The sequence below is a fragment of the Lysinibacillus sp. CTST325 genome, from assembly GCF_054665055.1.
In genome coordinates, this window is sequence record NZ_BAAFHO010000001.1 from 295825 (window position 1) to 312654 (window position 16830).

The 16830-nt window shown below is 33.8% G+C and carries 21 protein-coding genes; 14 read left to right on the plus strand and 7 right to left on the minus strand.

What is annotated here, in order from left to right; translation table 11 throughout:
• Window positions 1–54: 54 nt before the first annotated feature.
• Entirely contained in the window at window positions 55–363 is a 309-nt protein-coding gene (locus tag ACYQ73_RS01510) for a hypothetical protein (protein ID WP_460010833.1), read from the plus strand.
• A gap of 86 nt (window positions 364–449) precedes the next feature.
• Here ACYQ73_RS01510 and ACYQ73_RS01515 read toward each other — a convergent pair whose 3' ends face one another.
• The 4 genes from ACYQ73_RS01515 to ACYQ73_RS01530 form a co-directional block, all read right to left on the minus strand.
• The gene (locus ACYQ73_RS01515; RefSeq protein WP_460010834.1) at window positions 450–1964 is read right to left on the minus strand and encodes a sensor histidine kinase; all 1515 of its coding nucleotides are present in this window, start codon (window positions 1962–1964) and stop codon (window positions 450–452) included.
• A complete protein-coding gene (locus tag ACYQ73_RS01520; protein WP_427425354.1) occupies window positions 1948–2649 on the minus strand; it encodes a response regulator transcription factor in 702 nt (233 codons plus the stop codon). Before ACYQ73_RS01520 ends, ACYQ73_RS01515 begins: the two co-directional genes overlap by 17 nt.
• A gap of 187 nt (window positions 2650–2836) precedes the next feature.
• On the minus strand, window positions 2837–3430 hold the full coding sequence (locus tag ACYQ73_RS01525; RefSeq protein ID WP_460010835.1) for a DedA family protein: 594 nt from the start codon (window positions 3428–3430) through the stop codon (window positions 2837–2839).
• Window positions 3430–4002, minus strand: a complete 573-nt coding sequence (locus ACYQ73_RS01530; protein WP_460010836.1) for a class I SAM-dependent methyltransferase — start codon at window positions 4000–4002, stop codon at window positions 3430–3432. The genes ACYQ73_RS01525 and ACYQ73_RS01530 overlap by 1 nt, the downstream gene beginning before the upstream one ends.
• A 489-nt stretch (window positions 4003–4491) precedes the next feature.
• Between ACYQ73_RS01530 and ACYQ73_RS01535 the strand changes: the two genes are divergently transcribed.
• Window positions 4492–4788, plus strand: coding sequence for a hypothetical protein (locus tag ACYQ73_RS01535; protein WP_460010837.1), 297 nt, complete (start codon window positions 4492–4494; stop codon window positions 4786–4788).
• Window positions 4789–4937: 149 nt separating this feature from the next.
• On the opposite strand, the gene ACYQ73_RS01540 is transcribed toward ACYQ73_RS01535, so the two are convergent.
• Window positions 4938–5567 carry a hypothetical protein gene (locus ACYQ73_RS01540; protein ID WP_460010838.1) on the minus strand — a complete coding sequence of 210 codons (630 nt, stop codon included), beginning with the start codon at window positions 5565–5567 and terminating at the stop codon, window positions 4938–4940.
• Between the two features lie 402 nt (window positions 5568–5969).
• On the opposite strand from ACYQ73_RS01540, the gene ACYQ73_RS01545 reads away from it, so the two are divergent.
• The 3 genes from ACYQ73_RS01545 to ACYQ73_RS01555 all read left to right on the plus strand — a co-directional run bounded on the left by ACYQ73_RS01545 (window position 5970) and on the right by ACYQ73_RS01555 (window position 8716).
• Window positions 5970–6869, plus strand: a complete 900-nt coding sequence (locus ACYQ73_RS01545) for a coiled-coil domain-containing protein (protein WP_460010839.1) — start codon at window positions 5970–5972, stop codon at window positions 6867–6869.
• Window positions 6870–7034: 165 nt separating this feature from the next.
• Window positions 7035–7922 (plus strand): ABC transporter ATP-binding protein, encoded by an 888-nt coding sequence (locus ACYQ73_RS01550; RefSeq protein WP_460011500.1) that lies wholly within the window; start codon window positions 7035–7037, stop codon window positions 7920–7922.
• The gene (locus ACYQ73_RS01555) at window positions 7919–8716 is read left to right on the plus strand and encodes an ABC transporter permease (protein WP_460010840.1); all 798 of its coding nucleotides are present in this window, start codon (window positions 7919–7921) and stop codon (window positions 8714–8716) included. Before ACYQ73_RS01550 ends, ACYQ73_RS01555 begins: the two co-directional genes overlap by 4 nt.
• A 48-nt stretch (window positions 8717–8764) precedes the next feature.
• On the opposite strand, the gene ACYQ73_RS01560 is transcribed toward ACYQ73_RS01555, so the two are convergent.
• Window positions 8765–9364 carry a TetR/AcrR family transcriptional regulator gene (locus ACYQ73_RS01560; RefSeq protein WP_460010841.1) on the minus strand — a complete coding sequence of 200 codons (600 nt, stop codon included), beginning with the start codon at window positions 9362–9364 and terminating at the stop codon, window positions 8765–8767.
• A gap of 485 nt (window positions 9365–9849) precedes the next feature.
• Between ACYQ73_RS01560 and ACYQ73_RS01565 the strand changes: the two genes are divergently transcribed.
• A complete protein-coding gene (locus tag ACYQ73_RS01565; protein WP_460010842.1) occupies window positions 9850–10578 on the plus strand; it encodes an ABC transporter ATP-binding protein in 729 nt (242 codons plus the stop codon).
• Window positions 10575–11591 (plus strand): ABC transporter permease, encoded by a 1017-nt coding sequence (locus ACYQ73_RS01570; RefSeq protein WP_460010843.1) that lies wholly within the window; start codon window positions 10575–10577, stop codon window positions 11589–11591. The genes ACYQ73_RS01565 and ACYQ73_RS01570 overlap by 4 nt, the downstream gene beginning before the upstream one ends.
• A 172-nt stretch (window positions 11592–11763) precedes the next feature.
• Here the strand turns inward: ACYQ73_RS01570 and ACYQ73_RS01575 are convergent, their stop codons facing one another.
• Window positions 11764–11916, minus strand: a complete 153-nt coding sequence (locus ACYQ73_RS01575) for a hypothetical protein (protein WP_460010844.1) — start codon at window positions 11914–11916, stop codon at window positions 11764–11766.
• A gap of 639 nt (window positions 11917–12555) precedes the next feature.
• Between ACYQ73_RS01575 and ACYQ73_RS01580 the strand changes: the two genes are divergently transcribed.
• The 7 genes from ACYQ73_RS01580 to ACYQ73_RS01610 all read left to right on the plus strand — a co-directional run bounded on the left by ACYQ73_RS01580 (window position 12556) and on the right by ACYQ73_RS01610 (window position 16530).
• Window positions 12556–13422 carry an ABC transporter ATP-binding protein gene (locus ACYQ73_RS01580; protein WP_460011501.1) on the plus strand — a complete coding sequence of 289 codons (867 nt, stop codon included), beginning with the start codon at window positions 12556–12558 and terminating at the stop codon, window positions 13420–13422.
• Between the two features lie 180 nt (window positions 13423–13602).
• Window positions 13603–14148 (plus strand): ABC transporter permease, encoded by a 546-nt coding sequence (locus ACYQ73_RS01585; protein ID WP_460010845.1) that lies wholly within the window; start codon window positions 13603–13605, stop codon window positions 14146–14148.
• 42 nt (window positions 14149–14190) lie between these two features.
• On the plus strand, window positions 14191–14370 hold the full coding sequence (locus ACYQ73_RS01590) for a response regulator (RefSeq protein WP_460010846.1): 180 nt from the start codon (window positions 14191–14193) through the stop codon (window positions 14368–14370).
• A gap of 106 nt (window positions 14371–14476) precedes the next feature.
• Window positions 14477–14665, plus strand: coding sequence for an ATP-binding protein (locus ACYQ73_RS01595; protein ID WP_460010847.1), 189 nt, complete (start codon window positions 14477–14479; stop codon window positions 14663–14665).
• Window positions 14666–14713: 48 nt separating this feature from the next.
• Window positions 14714–15226 (plus strand): DinB family protein, encoded by a 513-nt coding sequence (locus ACYQ73_RS01600; protein ID WP_460010848.1) that lies wholly within the window; start codon window positions 14714–14716, stop codon window positions 15224–15226.
• 103 nt (window positions 15227–15329) lie between these two features.
• Complete coding sequence (locus ACYQ73_RS01605; protein WP_460010849.1) at window positions 15330–16136, plus strand: hypothetical protein; 807 nt, start codon at window positions 15330–15332, stop codon at window positions 16134–16136.
• A 19-nt stretch (window positions 16137–16155) separates the two neighbouring features.
• A complete protein-coding gene (locus ACYQ73_RS01610) occupies window positions 16156–16530 on the plus strand; it encodes a hypothetical protein (RefSeq protein ID WP_460010850.1) in 375 nt (124 codons plus the stop codon).
• Window positions 16531–16830 lie beyond the last annotated feature (300 nt).

Below are 16830 nucleotides of genomic sequence, written 5' to 3' on the forward strand. Positions count from 1 at the left end.
TCGAGGGTTCTATCCACCACTTTTAACATCAAAGATATAGAAAAGGAGAAATAAATGGACTTATTTATCGCAAGTAATCGTCAATTACCTATCCGTTATTACGTCAATGAAGCGATTTGGATTCGTCGCGGTTGCTTAAGTTTACATCAATTAACACTGCCCTTTTTTGTAGAAATAGAAATGAAAGACCCACTTCATTTATTGAAAATTACAGAATATGTTCAAGAAGTCCAAAAACAATATAGCTATACAGAAATTCAAATTATTATTAAGGACAAAAAAATTTTAACGCACTTACAAAAGAGTCTCCCCCACTCTAATGCCAATCATATTCTCACTATTGAGCAACTAATTCACCCATGAAAAAAGGTAGCATTGCACTAATGCTACCTTACTATTTTTATCAATTTTGCCTTTAAATAATTGCGTCCGGAATCCGCTAAAAGAAGTTAAACTGTAACAGGTAGCTCGATGATAAACTGTAGCATACCGTCCGTATACTTTGCGTCAATGTTACCACCATGTAGTTCTACAATGCTTTTAGCAATAGCAAGTCCAAGTCCGGAACCTTCCGCTACACTTGTTCTGGATTGATCTTTTTTATAAAAACGATCAAATAAGTTCTTTAGCTCATCGGATGTAAATTCATCACTTTCATTAGCAACACAAATTTGAACATTCCCTTCTTTTCTTTCAAGAGAAACAAAAATCTCGCCATCACCTGTACTATATTTAATTGCATTCATTAATAAATTATCAAAAACCCTGACAATTTTTTCAGAATCTACTGTGGCAAAGATCCGCTCCTGTGAGAAATTTTTATAGAATGTACGACGGTTTTCCTCCGCTTGCGGAATCAACTCCTCAATTAATTGTTCAAGAAGTTCATTGATACATACCTCTTGTTGCCCAAGGACTATGCTTTCATTCGTTAGCTTCGTATATTCAAATAAATCATCAATTAAGTTTTTTAATTGTTCGGATTTGGAGAAAGCAATCTTTACATACTCATCCGATTGCTCCTTCGTGTCGTACCTCTCATCTCTTAACAACCGTAAATAGCCCATAATTGAGGTAAGAGGAGTCCGTAAGTCATGTGATACATTGGTGATTAATTCATTTTTTTGTTTTTCAATTTTTCGTTCCATTTCAATACTTGTCATAATTGCTTCAGCCATATGATTTACATTGTCTGTTAATACAGCAATCTCATCCTGGCCTTTTTTCTTAATGCGATAGGCTAAATTTCCTTTAGCGATTTCCATGACTCCCTCCGCCAACACCTCAATTTGATTCATTTTTCGTTTCGTTATATAGAAGAATGAAAAAGTAAATACAATAATTGCACTAAATAATGGGATAAGGCCCTCATTCGAACTCGCGATAACCATCCCCTCAGGAATACCACTGACAAAGAAATATAAGTTTTTTTCTTCTAAAGTTAATGGATAAAAGGCAATAAATTCTTCCGGGGATTGATTGATTGCCGGTATCTCGTAATTATAGAGTGGATGGTTTATCGCAAAATCCATTACATTCCTAATCTTATTATGCAAATTGATTTGTTCCTCTTCCACTTGCTTTGTTTTGTATAAAACCTTTCCGTTCTCATCGGTAACGATTACTTTTAACGCACTTTGTTTCATTTCAAGTTTTAAATTTTCTGATTCAATCATTTGCTGTATTGCTTCTAAACTATTATCATTGCTGGCTAAATCTGCGGCACTCTTCGCTTGATTATTTATTTCCTGCATCCCTTGACTATAATCAATCTTAGCTGTTTGGTTGATGTTCAAAGCAAATGAAAGAGCGGCTTTTGCTCCAAGTAAACCTAAAAATGCACAAAGAATAAAAGTTGTCAAAAGTTGTATTCTGATACTTTGCCGTACTTTTGTAAAGGCATTTATAATGAGCAATTTAAGCTTGTTTAGTATGTATTTAAATGGCTTAATGATCTTTCTCAATTTTATAACCTACTCCCCATACTGTTTTAATATATTGAGGATTTCTTGGATTTGTTTCAATTCTTTCTCGAATTTTTCGTATATGTACCATTACCGTATTTTCAGACTGAATAGCCTCTTCCTTCCAAACCTTTTCATAAATTTGCTCAGCGCTCATTACAATCCCTTGATTTCTTGCAAATAATTCAAGAATTGAAAACTCCCTTGGCGTAAGCTTCACTTTTTCATTGTTGACGATTACTTCATGCGTGTCTGTATTGATTCGCATATCACCAATTTCTATCTCATTTTCGTTCATCCTATCTAATCGATTCATTTTGATATATCTACGAAGCTGAGATTTTATGCGTGCTATTAGCTCTAATGGATTAAATGGCTTTGTTACATAGTCATCTGCCCCTAATGATAATCCAACGATTTTATCCATATCCTGAGACTTTGCAGACAGCATGATAATTGGCATCTCGGCTATTTCCCTTACCTTCATACACATTTCAATGCCATCCACGTTCGGCATCATAATATCTAGGACAATTAAATGTACTTGATGCTTCTTTAAAAGAGTTAGGCCTTCCTCTCCATCACTTGCTTCTAGAACATCATAGCCTTCATTTTTTAAATAAATAGCAATAAGATTTCTAATCTCTTTTTCATCATCAACTATAAGTATTGTTTCTTTACTCATCTAATCCCACCAATTTCAAAATATATTGTTAATCAGAATCAGCACCATAACTTGGATTTGATTTCCGCTCCGACTTGGCGCTTTCATGGGGCGTCTAATCTCCATTCTAAATACCCTCTTTGCACACAATACAGTTCCTAATTTTAACTATTTTTTAATTTTTCGTATATACAATAATAAAAACATCCTACAATACCGTCTTTAATTTTCGTCTATAAAAATAATATAAACACCCTACAATACCGACGAAAACGCCAAAATATATACCGTATTTTGTTGCTAGTATGGAAATATGTTCGATATGTTTCCCAAAGAACAAACCAAGTGAAAAGTAAATCAATGTCCAAACAAAGCCTGCTGTGTAGTAATACAATGCGTATTTTTTAAACGACATGTTGTTCATACCTACTAAGTATGGAAGTATATGTCTCACAATTGGTATGAAATAGCTTATAACTAATGCAAAATGACCATATCTATCTATTAATTCTTTTGACTTTAATAAATATTTAGCCTTGTTCTTTTTCACCAATTTATCAAGTATTTTATGACCAAACACTTTACCAAGAATAAATCCTAAGGAAAGTCCTGAAACCGCGCCAAGATAAGTTATTACAAAAGCTTTTAACACACTCATTTTTTCTAACGAAGACATAAAACCGCCGCTCATAACGATCATCTCATCAGGAAGGGGCATACCCACAATTCCTAACCATAAGCTGAAAAATAAAGCAAAATAACCATATTGCTCAATATATGATAAAAGATCATGTAATCCCATTAAACAGCCCTCACATTTCCAAGTTTGCAGCTCAGCACATAGGCAGGTGGAAGATTAATCCATACTTTTTCATGTGTAATATCCTCAAAATAGTTTTGAATAAAGGATTTCCTAACAAGTGAATATTGGAATGTAATAAATTTTCCGTCTTCTAAGCACTCCTTTACATTCCGTAAAATACGTGAGGAAACGACAGGATCCAAAGATGTAAAAGGTAACCCAGATACGACATAGTCAATTTTTTCGATATTTAACGCTGACATATATTCACATAAATCCTCAGCTGATCCATATATTACGATTATACTCGGCTCATGTTCAAATTGTTCACGTAGCTTTTCATAAAAAATCTCATTATTTTCAATAAGAATTAACTTTGTTGACTTCTCTTTTCTTTTTATTAATTCTTTCGTAAATGAACCAGTACCCGGACCTAGTTCAACAATGCATTGGGCATTTTTAAAACAAATTGTTTCGACCATTTTTTTTGCTAATTTTTTTGAACTAGGTGAAATCGCACCTATCGTTTTTGGATGTTTTATAAATTCAGTAAGGAACGTGATAAATTGCATAATTTTTCTCTCCCCGATCATTAGTAATTATTAGATGCTTTTACTATAAAGTGCATTTCTTAAAGAATTGCGGGGAGATTTCTTAAATTTTTCTTAAGAGTTTACATTATTTAGCTGTATTTATAATGGGATAACTATGATTATGTCTTTGTATCCTTGTCTTCTTTATTTTCAGAGACTACAGGATTAATAAATGAAGCACCAATGATACTAATGCTTTCCTAGGGCGTCCGATGAGCCGCTTCGCTGCAGGGTCTCGGGCCAACACGAAGTTGGTCACGAAGGCGTTATCACAGGACGTGATGGTTTTAGCCTTCGTTCCTCTATCGCTAATCCTCAAGGAGTCACCTAGTCTACACTCCAAATAGAATACGTTTTAACAAATGTCATCCACAACTTCTAGTAATAATCTACACAAAAACAAATATGGTAAATAAATAAAAATGATGGATATTATCCTATTTTTATAGTAATTTAGAGGTGTTAAATATGCAATATGTCACAATTGAAATAATTGATACTGTAGAATTGAATCAAAGAGAAAAGAGAATGTTACAAAATACTGTTTTAAATTTTGCAGCTATGAGTAATGCTATAATTTTTAATGAAGATTTAGTGATTAATCCATTGGGTGATGGAAACAATAATATTGGCGTGATTATGGTTTATGCTAAACCATTGGACGAGGAACGTGGTGAAGAGTTAAAAAAATCTTTATCAAATAGGTTCTCTGTATATTTTAAAATGAGTGATCTGGATTTGAAGGCTCAAATTAAAATGCATTGATATATTGGGTGCTTTTTAAAAAAACTATCTTTTTAGATAGTTTTTTTCAGCATAATCTATTAATTTCTCTACAAAGTATTATACCTGTCTACTTAGGAAATGGCCAAAAATACAACAAAAAAGAACACCCAAATTAGGTGTTCTCCAACTTATTTACTGTCATTTAAATCATCTGGATAAACAACTTTGTTAATTACCTCTCCATTTGATTCATCTTTAAAAATTACTGTAACTTTAAACTTCTCAGGATCCGTTCCGCCGAAAAGTTGATAATACATACCCACTATAGCAAGTCCCATTGATGACATAGCATCAAAACTACTTTCAAACTCTTCTTTATTTACAGTAAGCGTAAACTCCGAAAAAGACTTGTTATAAGTTACGTCTTTAATAGAAGTAAAATCATCACTAGTTTTAATCTCTTCTACCGTTTCTAAAACACTTTTTTCTAGCTCTTTCATCATTTTATTATGTACTGATTTAGACATTTTGTATGTCACAGAGCCGTCGTCATTTTTGATGGCTTCCTTAATTCCTTCTTTTTTTGCTTCAGTAATCGCTTTATCAATATCCTGACCTTCATAAAAGGAAGCTGGTATAGTAACTTCAACGTTTAAAAGTCCTTTATCAACTTTTAATGACTCGTCTTTAGATGTTTCTTCTGCTGTTTTTTCAGCATTATCAGTTTTCTTACCACTATCACTTTCTTTATCTTGGCTACACGCCACTAACAAAAAACCTAGTAGCAACGTCAGTGGTAATATAAGTAATTTTTTCATTATTAAAATCCCTCCTTTATAAATATACATAAGTAAAAGTAGATTTACTATACCTAAAATAAATCGCTTGCTCTTTCAGGTAGTCATCTAATTATTCAGAAAAAAACGAAAATTGGCCATAGAAACCTATTAAGCCTATTGCCAAAACATTTTCCTAATTACATTTTAGAACGTTCTTTTGAGCAGGATTGAGGTACAAATTGGAGTACACGTTAAATAAGTACCACATACTTCAACATCTCTCCCACTTTATACGACTTAAATTTCCCTTAAGAGTCAGAAAAGGTATTCAGGTAATTGGTTCTAATGATTATTTCCTACATAAAATAGTCATACATTTGCTTCCAGTAGAATAGAAACCTATATAGAGTTATTCGGAAAAATAAAGTGGGGTGTGAAAGGATGCTTAAACTAACTGATGCAAAAGAAATGGTACTCGGAATTGTGCAACATGACCCATTGTTTGTCGTAATAAAAAATACACCTTTGGAAGAAATACTTTATAATGACGACTATTTAGCGCATATTGAAAAAACAAATTATTATTCTACATCAGAAGTCGCTAGCTGGTTTGAAATAACGGATGCGATGCTTCGCTATTACATTAAACCATTTGAACAGTATATTTTTGATAATGCTTCGTATAGCCCAAACACCAATATTCGTTTGACCCTTCCTGCCATCTTAAGACTTCGCATGATTTTACTGCTAAAAGATGAACACCGCGTCAGAGGCTTAAAACTTTTACTAGGGATTGATGACAACAGTCAACTCTTCAAACATCAAATAACTGCGACAACTATGGGCACTGATGATTTAGCGAATAAAGTTGATATTCTTGGAAATGTTCTACAGCAAATGATACAAACAGGACTTTTTAATATTCTTCCAAACGAAGAACATGGATCCATTCAAGTAACGATCAATCAAGACTTTCTCGCCCAAAACATTCAATTAGTACCCTCGGAATCGGAGCTTCGAGTAGAAGAGATTCAAAAAGAAACAGCTGAACTTAAACAAGAAAATGAAAATCTACAAAAACAAATTTCCGAACTGCAAGAGCGTAGCGTAAAGGATATTGTTCAAAAAATGCGTGAGCGTCATATCGAAAATGAAATTGTGTCGACATTACGGACAGAAGCATTACAGCAATTTGCGATGGAAAATAAGGCAGGCTTTTTCAGAAAAACTTTTCGTTCCTCTCAAATTGAGATGGAAAAGGAGCAATTTGTGTTGAGTTATATTTCGAAGCACTTAGAAGAACGTTTAGAAGTAGCACTGAATAATTATTATGGAGAATAAATATCTTCAAATTGATATTACATGTAAAATTGTAATCACTATGCGGAGAACATGAAGGAGTCTTTTTAAAGAAGCCATTCATGTTCTTTTTTATAGTCATTTATTTTTTGAAAAATCGTCTTATAATCATTATAAAGAACAGTCCAAGAGGTGAATTGTATGGCAATGATCGAGGTCAATAATTTAACTAAAAAGTTTGGGGATTTTTATAGTGTACAGAATGTGGACTTACAAATCGAAAAAGGTGAAGTGTTCGGATTTTTAGGTCCAAATGGTGCCGGTAAATCTACTACAATACGGCATTTAATGGGCTTCTTACAACCCACAGGAGGACAGTGTTTCATAAAAGGATTAGATTGTCGCCAATCTACGGCTGAAATTCAAAAACTTGTAGGCTATTTACCTGGGGAAATTGCGTTTATCGATAAAATGACTGGACAACAATTTATCAAATTTATTGCCCAAATGCGAGGGTTACATGATTTAACAAGAGCTAATGAACTCATGCAATATTTTGAATTAAATGCCACTGGGCTTATTAAGAAAATGTCAAAAGGTATGAAGCAAAAACTTGGTCTCATTTGCGCATTTATGCATAACCCTGAGATAGTCATTTTAGATGAACCGACAAGTGGATTAGATCCTCTTATACAAACAAAGTTTATCGATTTTATTTTAGCTGAAAAAGAAAAAGGAACAACAATATTCATGTCCTCTCATATGATTGAAGAAATTGAAAAAACTTGTGACCGTGTAGCAATCCTTAATGCTGGGAAAATTGTTGCAACGGAAACAATTGCAGACTTAAAAAAACAAAAATCTAAAAAGTTTTTAATTGAATTTCAAAACGAGCAAGAGCTATCTCGTTTCTTAGGAGAGCAACTTAAAATTGAACAAATTGGGCCAACACAAGCCATTATCAAAGTTCAGGGTAATGTCCAAACATTACTTCATACATTAGCAGACTATAAAATTAATGACCTCGATATCATTTCACAATCACTTGAAGATATATTCATGCATTACTACGAAAGAGGAGGTACAAAATCATGAACTTTACTTTGCTAAAACACGAGGTGCTAGCTACTGTTAAACTTTTTTGTATCATTCTCGCTGTATTAATGCTCTATATCATTAGTATTGTCTATATGTATAACCCTGAGATGAGCAATACTCTTAATAAGCTTACCGAAACAATGCCTGAATTAATGTCAGCATTTGGTATGAGTAACATAGGTAATACGTTAATTGAATTTCTATCAACCTATTTGTATGGATTTTTATTGCTTATTCTACCGTTAGTTTTCATCATTATGTCGGCAAATAAACTAATTATGGGCTATATCGATAATGGTTCAATGGCATACTTAATTGCGACACCGAATACACGCTTTAAAATTGTTTTCACCCAAGCATTTTTTTTAGTTGCTAGCATCTTTACACTGCTCTCAGTAACAACTTTGGTAACAGCCCTATTTTCAGAGATTCTTTTTCCAAATAAATTGGATATAAGTGCTTTTTTGACATTAAATATCGGTCTTTTTTTCTTACACTTTGCCATTAGTGGCTATTGCTTTTTTGTATCCTGTAGTAGCAAGGATTTAAGAACCTCTTATGCGTATAGTACAGGAATTCCAATTCTTTTTTATTTAATTCAAGCGCTTAGTAATATGGGTGGTTCTTTAGAAAAGCTTAAGTACTTTACCATCTATTCATTGTTTGCACCTGAGAAATTAATGACTCAAAATAGCTCGTCTATTTGGATGCTAGGAACCTTATTTTTAATTGGGATGCTATGCTATATGTTGGCTATTCGTATTTTTGTTAAACGTGATTTGTACTTATAAATGTAAACATCTGCTTGCTTTCTTGTAGCAAGCAGATTCTTGTATAACTTATTGCTGCAAAGATGCCAAATCACCAAGGAACCGCAATAACCGAAAATGAATCATTGCTAACTCCTCCACATTTAAAACCTCATCTCCATTATTTAGCCACTCTTGAATAACACCTAAAATCGCGGATGTTAAAAAAGCTTCAAAATATTGTTGAAACTCTGGATCAAGTCCTTCTTCTCGAATAACAGAGATTCTGTCCAAAATATGATTACTAAAAACTTTCTTCATCCTCTTACTAAAAGCAGGGCTCCCCTGCTCCCCTAATATAACTCGAAAGGCTTTAGCATGCTCTTTAATATATTTAAACACTGCTATAAACGGCTGATAAAGTTGACCTATTTTTATCGTCTGAAAGGCATCTAGCGGTTGAACGTTTTTTACATAGCTTTCAAGTTCATTTAATAATTCCTGCTGCAAATCCTCTATCACTTCATATTTATCCTTATAGTGTAAATAAAAAGTTCCTCGATTAATGTTTGCAGTAATAGCAAGGTTTTTTACTGTTATTCGTTCAAAACCTACTTCCTCTATTTGTATAAGTAATGCATTTTTTATAGCTCGTTTGGTTTCGAAATTCATAATATCGTGAATAGACATTTAGAACCCCCCATTGTATTATCACTTTATTCTGATTAGTATTTAGCGATGTTGATCAATTATGCCACTGCATAATTGCGTCTGGAATCGGCATTGTGCTTAGGCCTGCAAATGTTTTTTGTGCGAAAGCGTAGCGACAGCAATGTGTTTTGTCTGAGCGAAAGCGAAGCCGTTACCTCAATGATCACAACAAGGTCAAATAGTTTGTAATTACAGTATTACCTTATTTATCGGCATTCCTCATTATTTATCTCTATCAATCTAATTTAGTAAAATGGTTATTTATAAACGGCTTACTATTTCCAATGAATTCTGGTGGTATTAGTAAGTCTTTTTGACTTAGGTAGTCTGATTTCATCTAGCTTGAAAATGTTGAAATCCAAAATCACTTAACACTTTTTAGTTATCTGTTTATTGTAATTTCCAATCCACTGCCTTAAAATTTCAGGTATCAACACTGTGTTCAGTAAAGGAGAGATGGATATATGGGAAACAATGCAATTTCATTAAACTCCATTGAAAAAAAGTTTCATCAAAAACAAGTAATTGCCCCGCTTTCCTTAGAAATTCCAAAGGGACAGCTTATTGGCTTACTTGGTCCTTCTGGCTGTGGGAAAACGACGTTAATTAAAATGATTATGGGAATGATTAAGCCCGATAATGGTAGTATTCAAGTGTTAAACTATACTGTCCCTCATAAGCAATTACTGACTGATATCGGCTATATGGCACAATCTGATGCGCTGTATTTGGATTTAACCGGTGAAGAGAACCTTCATTTTTTTGCTAAGCTTTATCGATTATCAAAAAAAGAGCGTGCGGAGCGTGTCAATTATGCTGCAAACCTTGTTCATTTAACGGATGATTTAAATAGTAAGGTGTTGAATTATTCTGGCGGAATGAAACGGAGATTATCCCTTGCAATTGCCCTTATCCAAAACCCAAAATTGTTGATTTTAGATGAGCCAACGGTTGGTATTGATCCCGTATTGAAAAAGGAAATTTGGCAGGAGTTAATTCGTTTAAAAAACGATGAGCATAAAACAATTTTAGTAACGACACATGCAATGGATGAAGCTGAGCGCTGTGACCAGTTGGCAATGCTACGCAATGGTCATATCATTGCGCATGGAACACCACATGATTTGAAAGCTCATTATCAAGCAAAAGACTTTGATGAAGTGTTTTTAAAGGCTGGAGGTGAAGCACTATGAGAATCGGCGCAATTGTTACAAGAATTATGCAGCAAATGATCCGTGATAAACGTACACTCGCTTTATTATTTTTTGCACCTCTTCTTGTGCTTTCGTTAATGTATTTTGTTTTTAATAGTAACGAACCTGAAATGACACTAGTCGTATCAAATGGTCCTGCATCAATCATTAAAAAGCTTGAAGAAGCGGATTTTCATGTTATCGAAAAAAATGATTTTTCTATTGCCAGTTTAAAAGATGAAAAATATGATGGCTGGTTAGCTTTTCATCAAACTCAATTGAAGCTCACATTATTAAATGATGATCCGTCTACAGCCAAGGCTTTAAAGATGAAGCTTTCTCAAGTTTTGCAGCCAGAACAATCTGCAATGATGAAGTTGAAAACTGAGTATGTATATGGCGATGAAAATACCGCTATTTTTGATATTTTTAGCCCGATGTTGACAGGCTTCTTTGTTTTCTTTTTCGTCTTTTTAATTACAGGTATAGCGTTGTTAAAAGAACGAACTTCAGGGACATTGGAACGCTTACTAGCGACACCGATTAAACGTTCTGAAATTGTTGCTGGTTATATGATTGGTTATGGATTGTTTGCATTTATTCAAACGACCATTATTGTTCTATTCGGGGTTTATGTCCTTGATATCGTACACGTTGGCTCCATCTGGCTTGTGCTACTAATCAATATCGTCGTCGCACTTGTATCATTATCATTAGGAGCTCTTTTATCAAGTTTTGCATCATCAGAGTTTCAAATGATGCAATTTATTCCGCTAGTCATTGTACCGCAAATTTTCTTTTCAGGTATTTTCCCACTTGATAATATGGTGGAGTGGCTGCAAAATATTGGGCGTATTATGCCACTATACTATGCCGCAGCCGCATTGAACGGGGTTATGTATAAAGGATATTCCTTTAGTGAAATTCTAGTGGATTTAGTAATTCTTGCTTGCTTCGCCCTTGTATTTATTACATTAAATATTATAAGTTTAAAAAAATATCGATCTTTATAATCAAACGGTATTGCTACAAAAAAACTATCTCTAAATACAGAATTAGCGGAATTAACGTTTAAACCGTTTACTATGACGACGTTTTGGTCTTTTTATTTTGAGCTAAATTAATTCGGATGTATGACTCTATATTATTTCATACGTAACCCCTAGATTTTTTTCTAGGGGTTATTTAATTTAAAAAAGAATCTCCAATTATAAATTTTATAACAAAAGTAACAGCATACATGAAAGCTCCTACTGAAAATACCCCCAGAAAAAAATAACCAATAAGTTTTATATTATCTTTTATTGCTCCTAACAAATCATTTAGAAATCGTTGCATAGATTTCACTCCATTCAATATTAAGAATAAAATAATTTCAATCAATTAGAACTTTTCATCTTAATAATCTGGTATTTACGCTCTTAATTGTAACACAGCAAAATATAATTGGTGAAAATAAACAAGTAATAAAATATTGTACCTTAATTGGTATTTCCCTAAATTATTTCCTTTATTTTAGTATCGAGTTTAATTAATTAGTGTTAAAACATAGGGGTTCTACTCAAAAATTAGGCAGAACCTTTTACATAGTCATTCTATAAGTTGATTGGAGTGGAGGCTGGGCGTCCCCTTGGGAATTAGCGTCACAGACGAGACCATGCAGCTCAGCGGATGTTTATTGTGCGAAAGTGTAGTGCAACGTAGCGGCAGCAACTGGGTTTTATCTGTGCAAAAGCGCAGCGACAGCAACAACGGCGGCTCATCGGACGCCTCCAGGAAAGCCCCGGCCGGAACGGAAATCAACTCTCCACGTTATGCTGATAGGTCACAAACTACCCAAAAATAGAAAATAACACCAATTTTCTATTAGCAAAGGAGCTACTATTCATCTATACTAAATTTACAGTTAGTAGTTAAATGTTTTACATCGTAAGTTAAAAAGCCTAAAAATAAAGGTGTGTAAAGATGAATACGATTATGGAAATACAGAATATTTCTAAACAGTATAGAGGTAAGAAAATTTTAGAGAATGCTACATTTTCTATTTGTGCCAATCAAATTATAGCCCTAGTAGGAAAGAATGGGTCAGGTAAGAGTACCCTTCTTAAAATTATTGCGGAATTAGTCGATGCTGACAGTGGTTCTATAGTGAAACATCGACAATCTTTAAAAATTGGCTATGTGCCAGAAGTGACCCCTTCACATATTTTGTTTACGCCTGAAGAATATCTTTATCATATGGGCAGTATTCGAGGCATGGCCAAAAAACAACTACAGCTAAAAATAAATGAGTTACTTGAATTATTTCATTTACAGGATGCTCGTAACATTCGTATTGTTAATTTTTCTAAGGGTATGAAGCAAAAGATTATGATTATGCAGGCAATGCTTGAAGACACAGATCTATTAATCTTAGATGAACCGTTATCAGGACTCGATCCTAAGGCCCAAAGTGACTTAGAAGAAACTCTCTCTATTTTAAAGGACAAAGGGTTAAGTATCGTTTTAACATGTCACGAAACAAAATTACTGCAACATCTTGTTGATACAGTACTTGTTATTCAAAATAATAAGGTCATTCAAGCTGAATCATTCAATAAAAATGATATAAAGAAAAATAAATTAATTTTTGAAATATCCAGTGATAAATTATTGGACAACCTATTACCTTTTCTTAAAATTCAACATCAAAGTCTTTTAAATAATGGTTGTCATGAGGTCATTACCGTTATTAAGACAGAAGATACTGATCAAGTATTATTGGATCTCCTACAGAAAAAAGCCTCTATTAAACAATTAATCCCAATTAATCAGAAGGAGGAACAATTTTATACCCATTTTTAAGGAGGAATAGACGCTGCCATGACTAGTTTATTGCGCTATCATTTTATAAATTATTTAAGGACCTATAAATATGTTCCACCCTTTTCAATTTTTATTTTATGTCTCGTTGTCAACTATACCTTTACCCCAAATCCTATATTAAATAGCTATTCGTTTACAGCTATTATTCTCTTTTTTCTAATGGGATGGTTTACAGTGACACTATTTCACGCCGAAGACGAAGGACAAAAAGTAATAACAACACTTCATGCCAAAAGTCGCACACAATATAATTTAGGAATTTTTATAATTTGTGTACTCATTGGTTTATTCTTAAGCTGTGTATCAGTGATCTACCCTACTCTAATTGGCGCCTTTGGAGAAAAACCAAAATTTATACATCAATTACTAGGATTTCTCTCTCATTTTAGTTTAGCTGTACTAGCTATCGCACTTTCAGCTATTTTTACGAGAGAACTCGTTAAAAACAAGCAAAATACTTGGTGGGGTGTACTTGCCATTTTAATTGTATCTGTCGTCATCGCTACTTTAAAAGAGTCAATTCTGCAGATCAAGGGACTAATTTGGCTGCTTCCACCTGTCCGTCTTTCATTGGAAATGATGACTTCAGAAGATTCAATAACGTCAATACCGACCATTTTTTATTGGCGATTTGCTTGGATTTTCGTCTATGCAAGCTTCGTCATCATGTTGTTCTTCCTCCTATCAAATCGAAAAAGGAGGTAAATTTCTAAAGAAGGAGAGTTCTTATGGTTAAAAAAAAACAAGGTGCTAATTATAGAAGATGAAAGTGCTATTGCAAATATCATAAAGGACTACTTAAGCGTCAACCATTTTGAACCTCATATCGTTAATACTGGTCATGAGGCAGTCCAATATATGAAAGAAACCTATCCTGACTTTATTATTCTTGACCTTTCTCTCCCGGATTGCGATGGTATCGAATAACTTAACAGAGCAATATAGCAAAGATATCTTTACGAATATCAATATTGAAAATCAATTACTATACATTAATGTAATAGATAATAGTAATGGGATATTGCCTTAAGATATGCCTTTTATTTTTGAACGCTATTTCAGAGGTGCTCAAGCTACAAGGGAGACAGCTGTGAAAAATGAAGGAGCCGGGCTCGGATTATCTATTTGCAAGCATATTATGGAGGCTCACAATGGTTCCATTTCATTTAAGAATAGGCAAAATGTAGGAACAACATTTACATTAACTCTTCCTATTATTTAAATTTCTCAAGAGGATAATTTCGAAAAATTAAGAATATAAGTAATGAAAGTGAGAAAAAAATGGGAGAGTGAAGACATGATTCATGACATAGGGGAGTATGTAAAATATTTAGATGGTGTTCATAAAAGAACGATGCAATATATCAAGGCAATACCTGATGAACTTTTAGATTGGAAGCCTTCTGAAGATAAGTTTTCTATAGGTGATTTATTGCGACATATTGCATCATCTCGTTTAATGTTCCTCGGAATATTTGAAGACGGCTCGTGGACGTACGCAGGACATGATACTAGTAAGGGAGCTTCTCTTGAGGATATTTCAAACTATTTAGAGTCATGCCAAGTTAAATTAACAGAGGGTTTATTGAAAATTGGCAACGATTTGTTGTTAAAAAAGGTTTTAACCCTTCATGGTCATGAAGTAAGTGCTTGGAGAATACTTATATCGATTCCCGAACATGAAACCCATCATCGTGGACAAATATCTACATATTTACAAATGAATAAGGTTGAACCGCCCCAAATTTTCGGATTAAAAATTGAGCAGGTAAATACAAAATAATTTATGAAAAAGCTTTGGACATGGTTTTTGGGAATTTTTCGTGCGTTAAATGATGTTGCCACTATATAATAGAAGAAATTCAAACTAGATTGGATGTGATGACATGGAAACAGTTCATATTCCTATCAATGCTGAACATATTATTAGTACCTCTAGTAAAGGCGATCAATCGAAATGGCGTATCGGCAATAAGTGGGTCAAACAAAATACACGAGGTTATGAGGGGCAAGCAGAAGTATTAGCTTCCCTTATTCTTGAATGCTCAACTCTTGATCGCTCTAAATATATCATCTATCAGCCATGTATCATTCAATTGGCTGACGGTGAACAATTTGAAGGCTGCTATTCACTCGATTTTCGTGGTACAAAACAGGAAGTGACACTTGAGCGCTTGTTTGAAGCAAATTTTAGCTCTACTGACTCTATTACAAATAACAAAACACTTTCTACTAAAGAAAAATTCGAACAATTAATGGCTCAGGTTGAGCAGTATACAGGACTCGTTGTACATTATCAAATTGCACAACTATTCGCTTTTGATGCCTTTATTCTAAATGAAGATCGGCATACAAATAATATTTTATTTTTATACGATCCAAAAGAAAAAACTTGGGAACTAGCGCCTATTTTCGATAACGGGCTTAGCCTATTATCTGATGAAAAAGACTATCCACCTGGCAAACCTTTAACGATTTTAAAGAGAAAAGTAAAGGCAAAACCACTGAATTCATCTTTCACAAAACAACTTGCTCTTTACGAAGGACCACCCTTTATTGATAAGGAGAAATTAGTAGCGACAATTGAAAAATCACCGTACGATTTTGGACGTGCTAAGGAAGTATTACTTTCACAGTTGCGTGATCCAGTTTTGAAACATTTATTCATAGAAAGAAGTGAAGCTATTGATTGATTACATGACTTTTGATGTGATGTGGATGGATGACATTATTGCACACGTTGAGTTAAAACCGTCTGATGGTGGCACACCATATGTCATTAACTATATTGAAGATTTTAACAAGCAATTTTCACCGACGATGGAGGGGCATATAACCTTAGAAGAACTGGAACGTTGGCTAAAATGGAGAACCTTCCCCCCTACTCGGGTCAACGCAAAAGAATTACTGGCTTCACTAGATATGCAAACCTATAATCGCTGGGGCATCGTGAGGAAAACACATGGTGTAATGGCAGATGATGAAATTTGGATTCGATTTAAAGGCGAAACGCTCACCCATCGGGATGTCTGCTTACGTAAGGATCTATACTATCCTGAGAAACCAAATTTTCTAGAATTTCAATAAGTTAACTTTAAAAAAAGTTGCTCAATAAAAAAGAGCAACTTTTTTATTAACATTTTGAGTTAAAGAAGATATTTTGTTCGTTACCCATTATTTTTGTAGATTTATTACAATCGGTGCAAGGGTTAATTCCTTATAATTGACTACTTCCATTGGTAAGTTTCTAGTAACTGATTTACCGAATGCAACCTTTTCTTCGGTTTGTTCACCTACATTTTCCGATGATTTGATGAGGCGAATAAACCAACCTGAGCTGCAATATCCTTTGAGTTCACTCCAATGACAACTTCATTATAAATATTT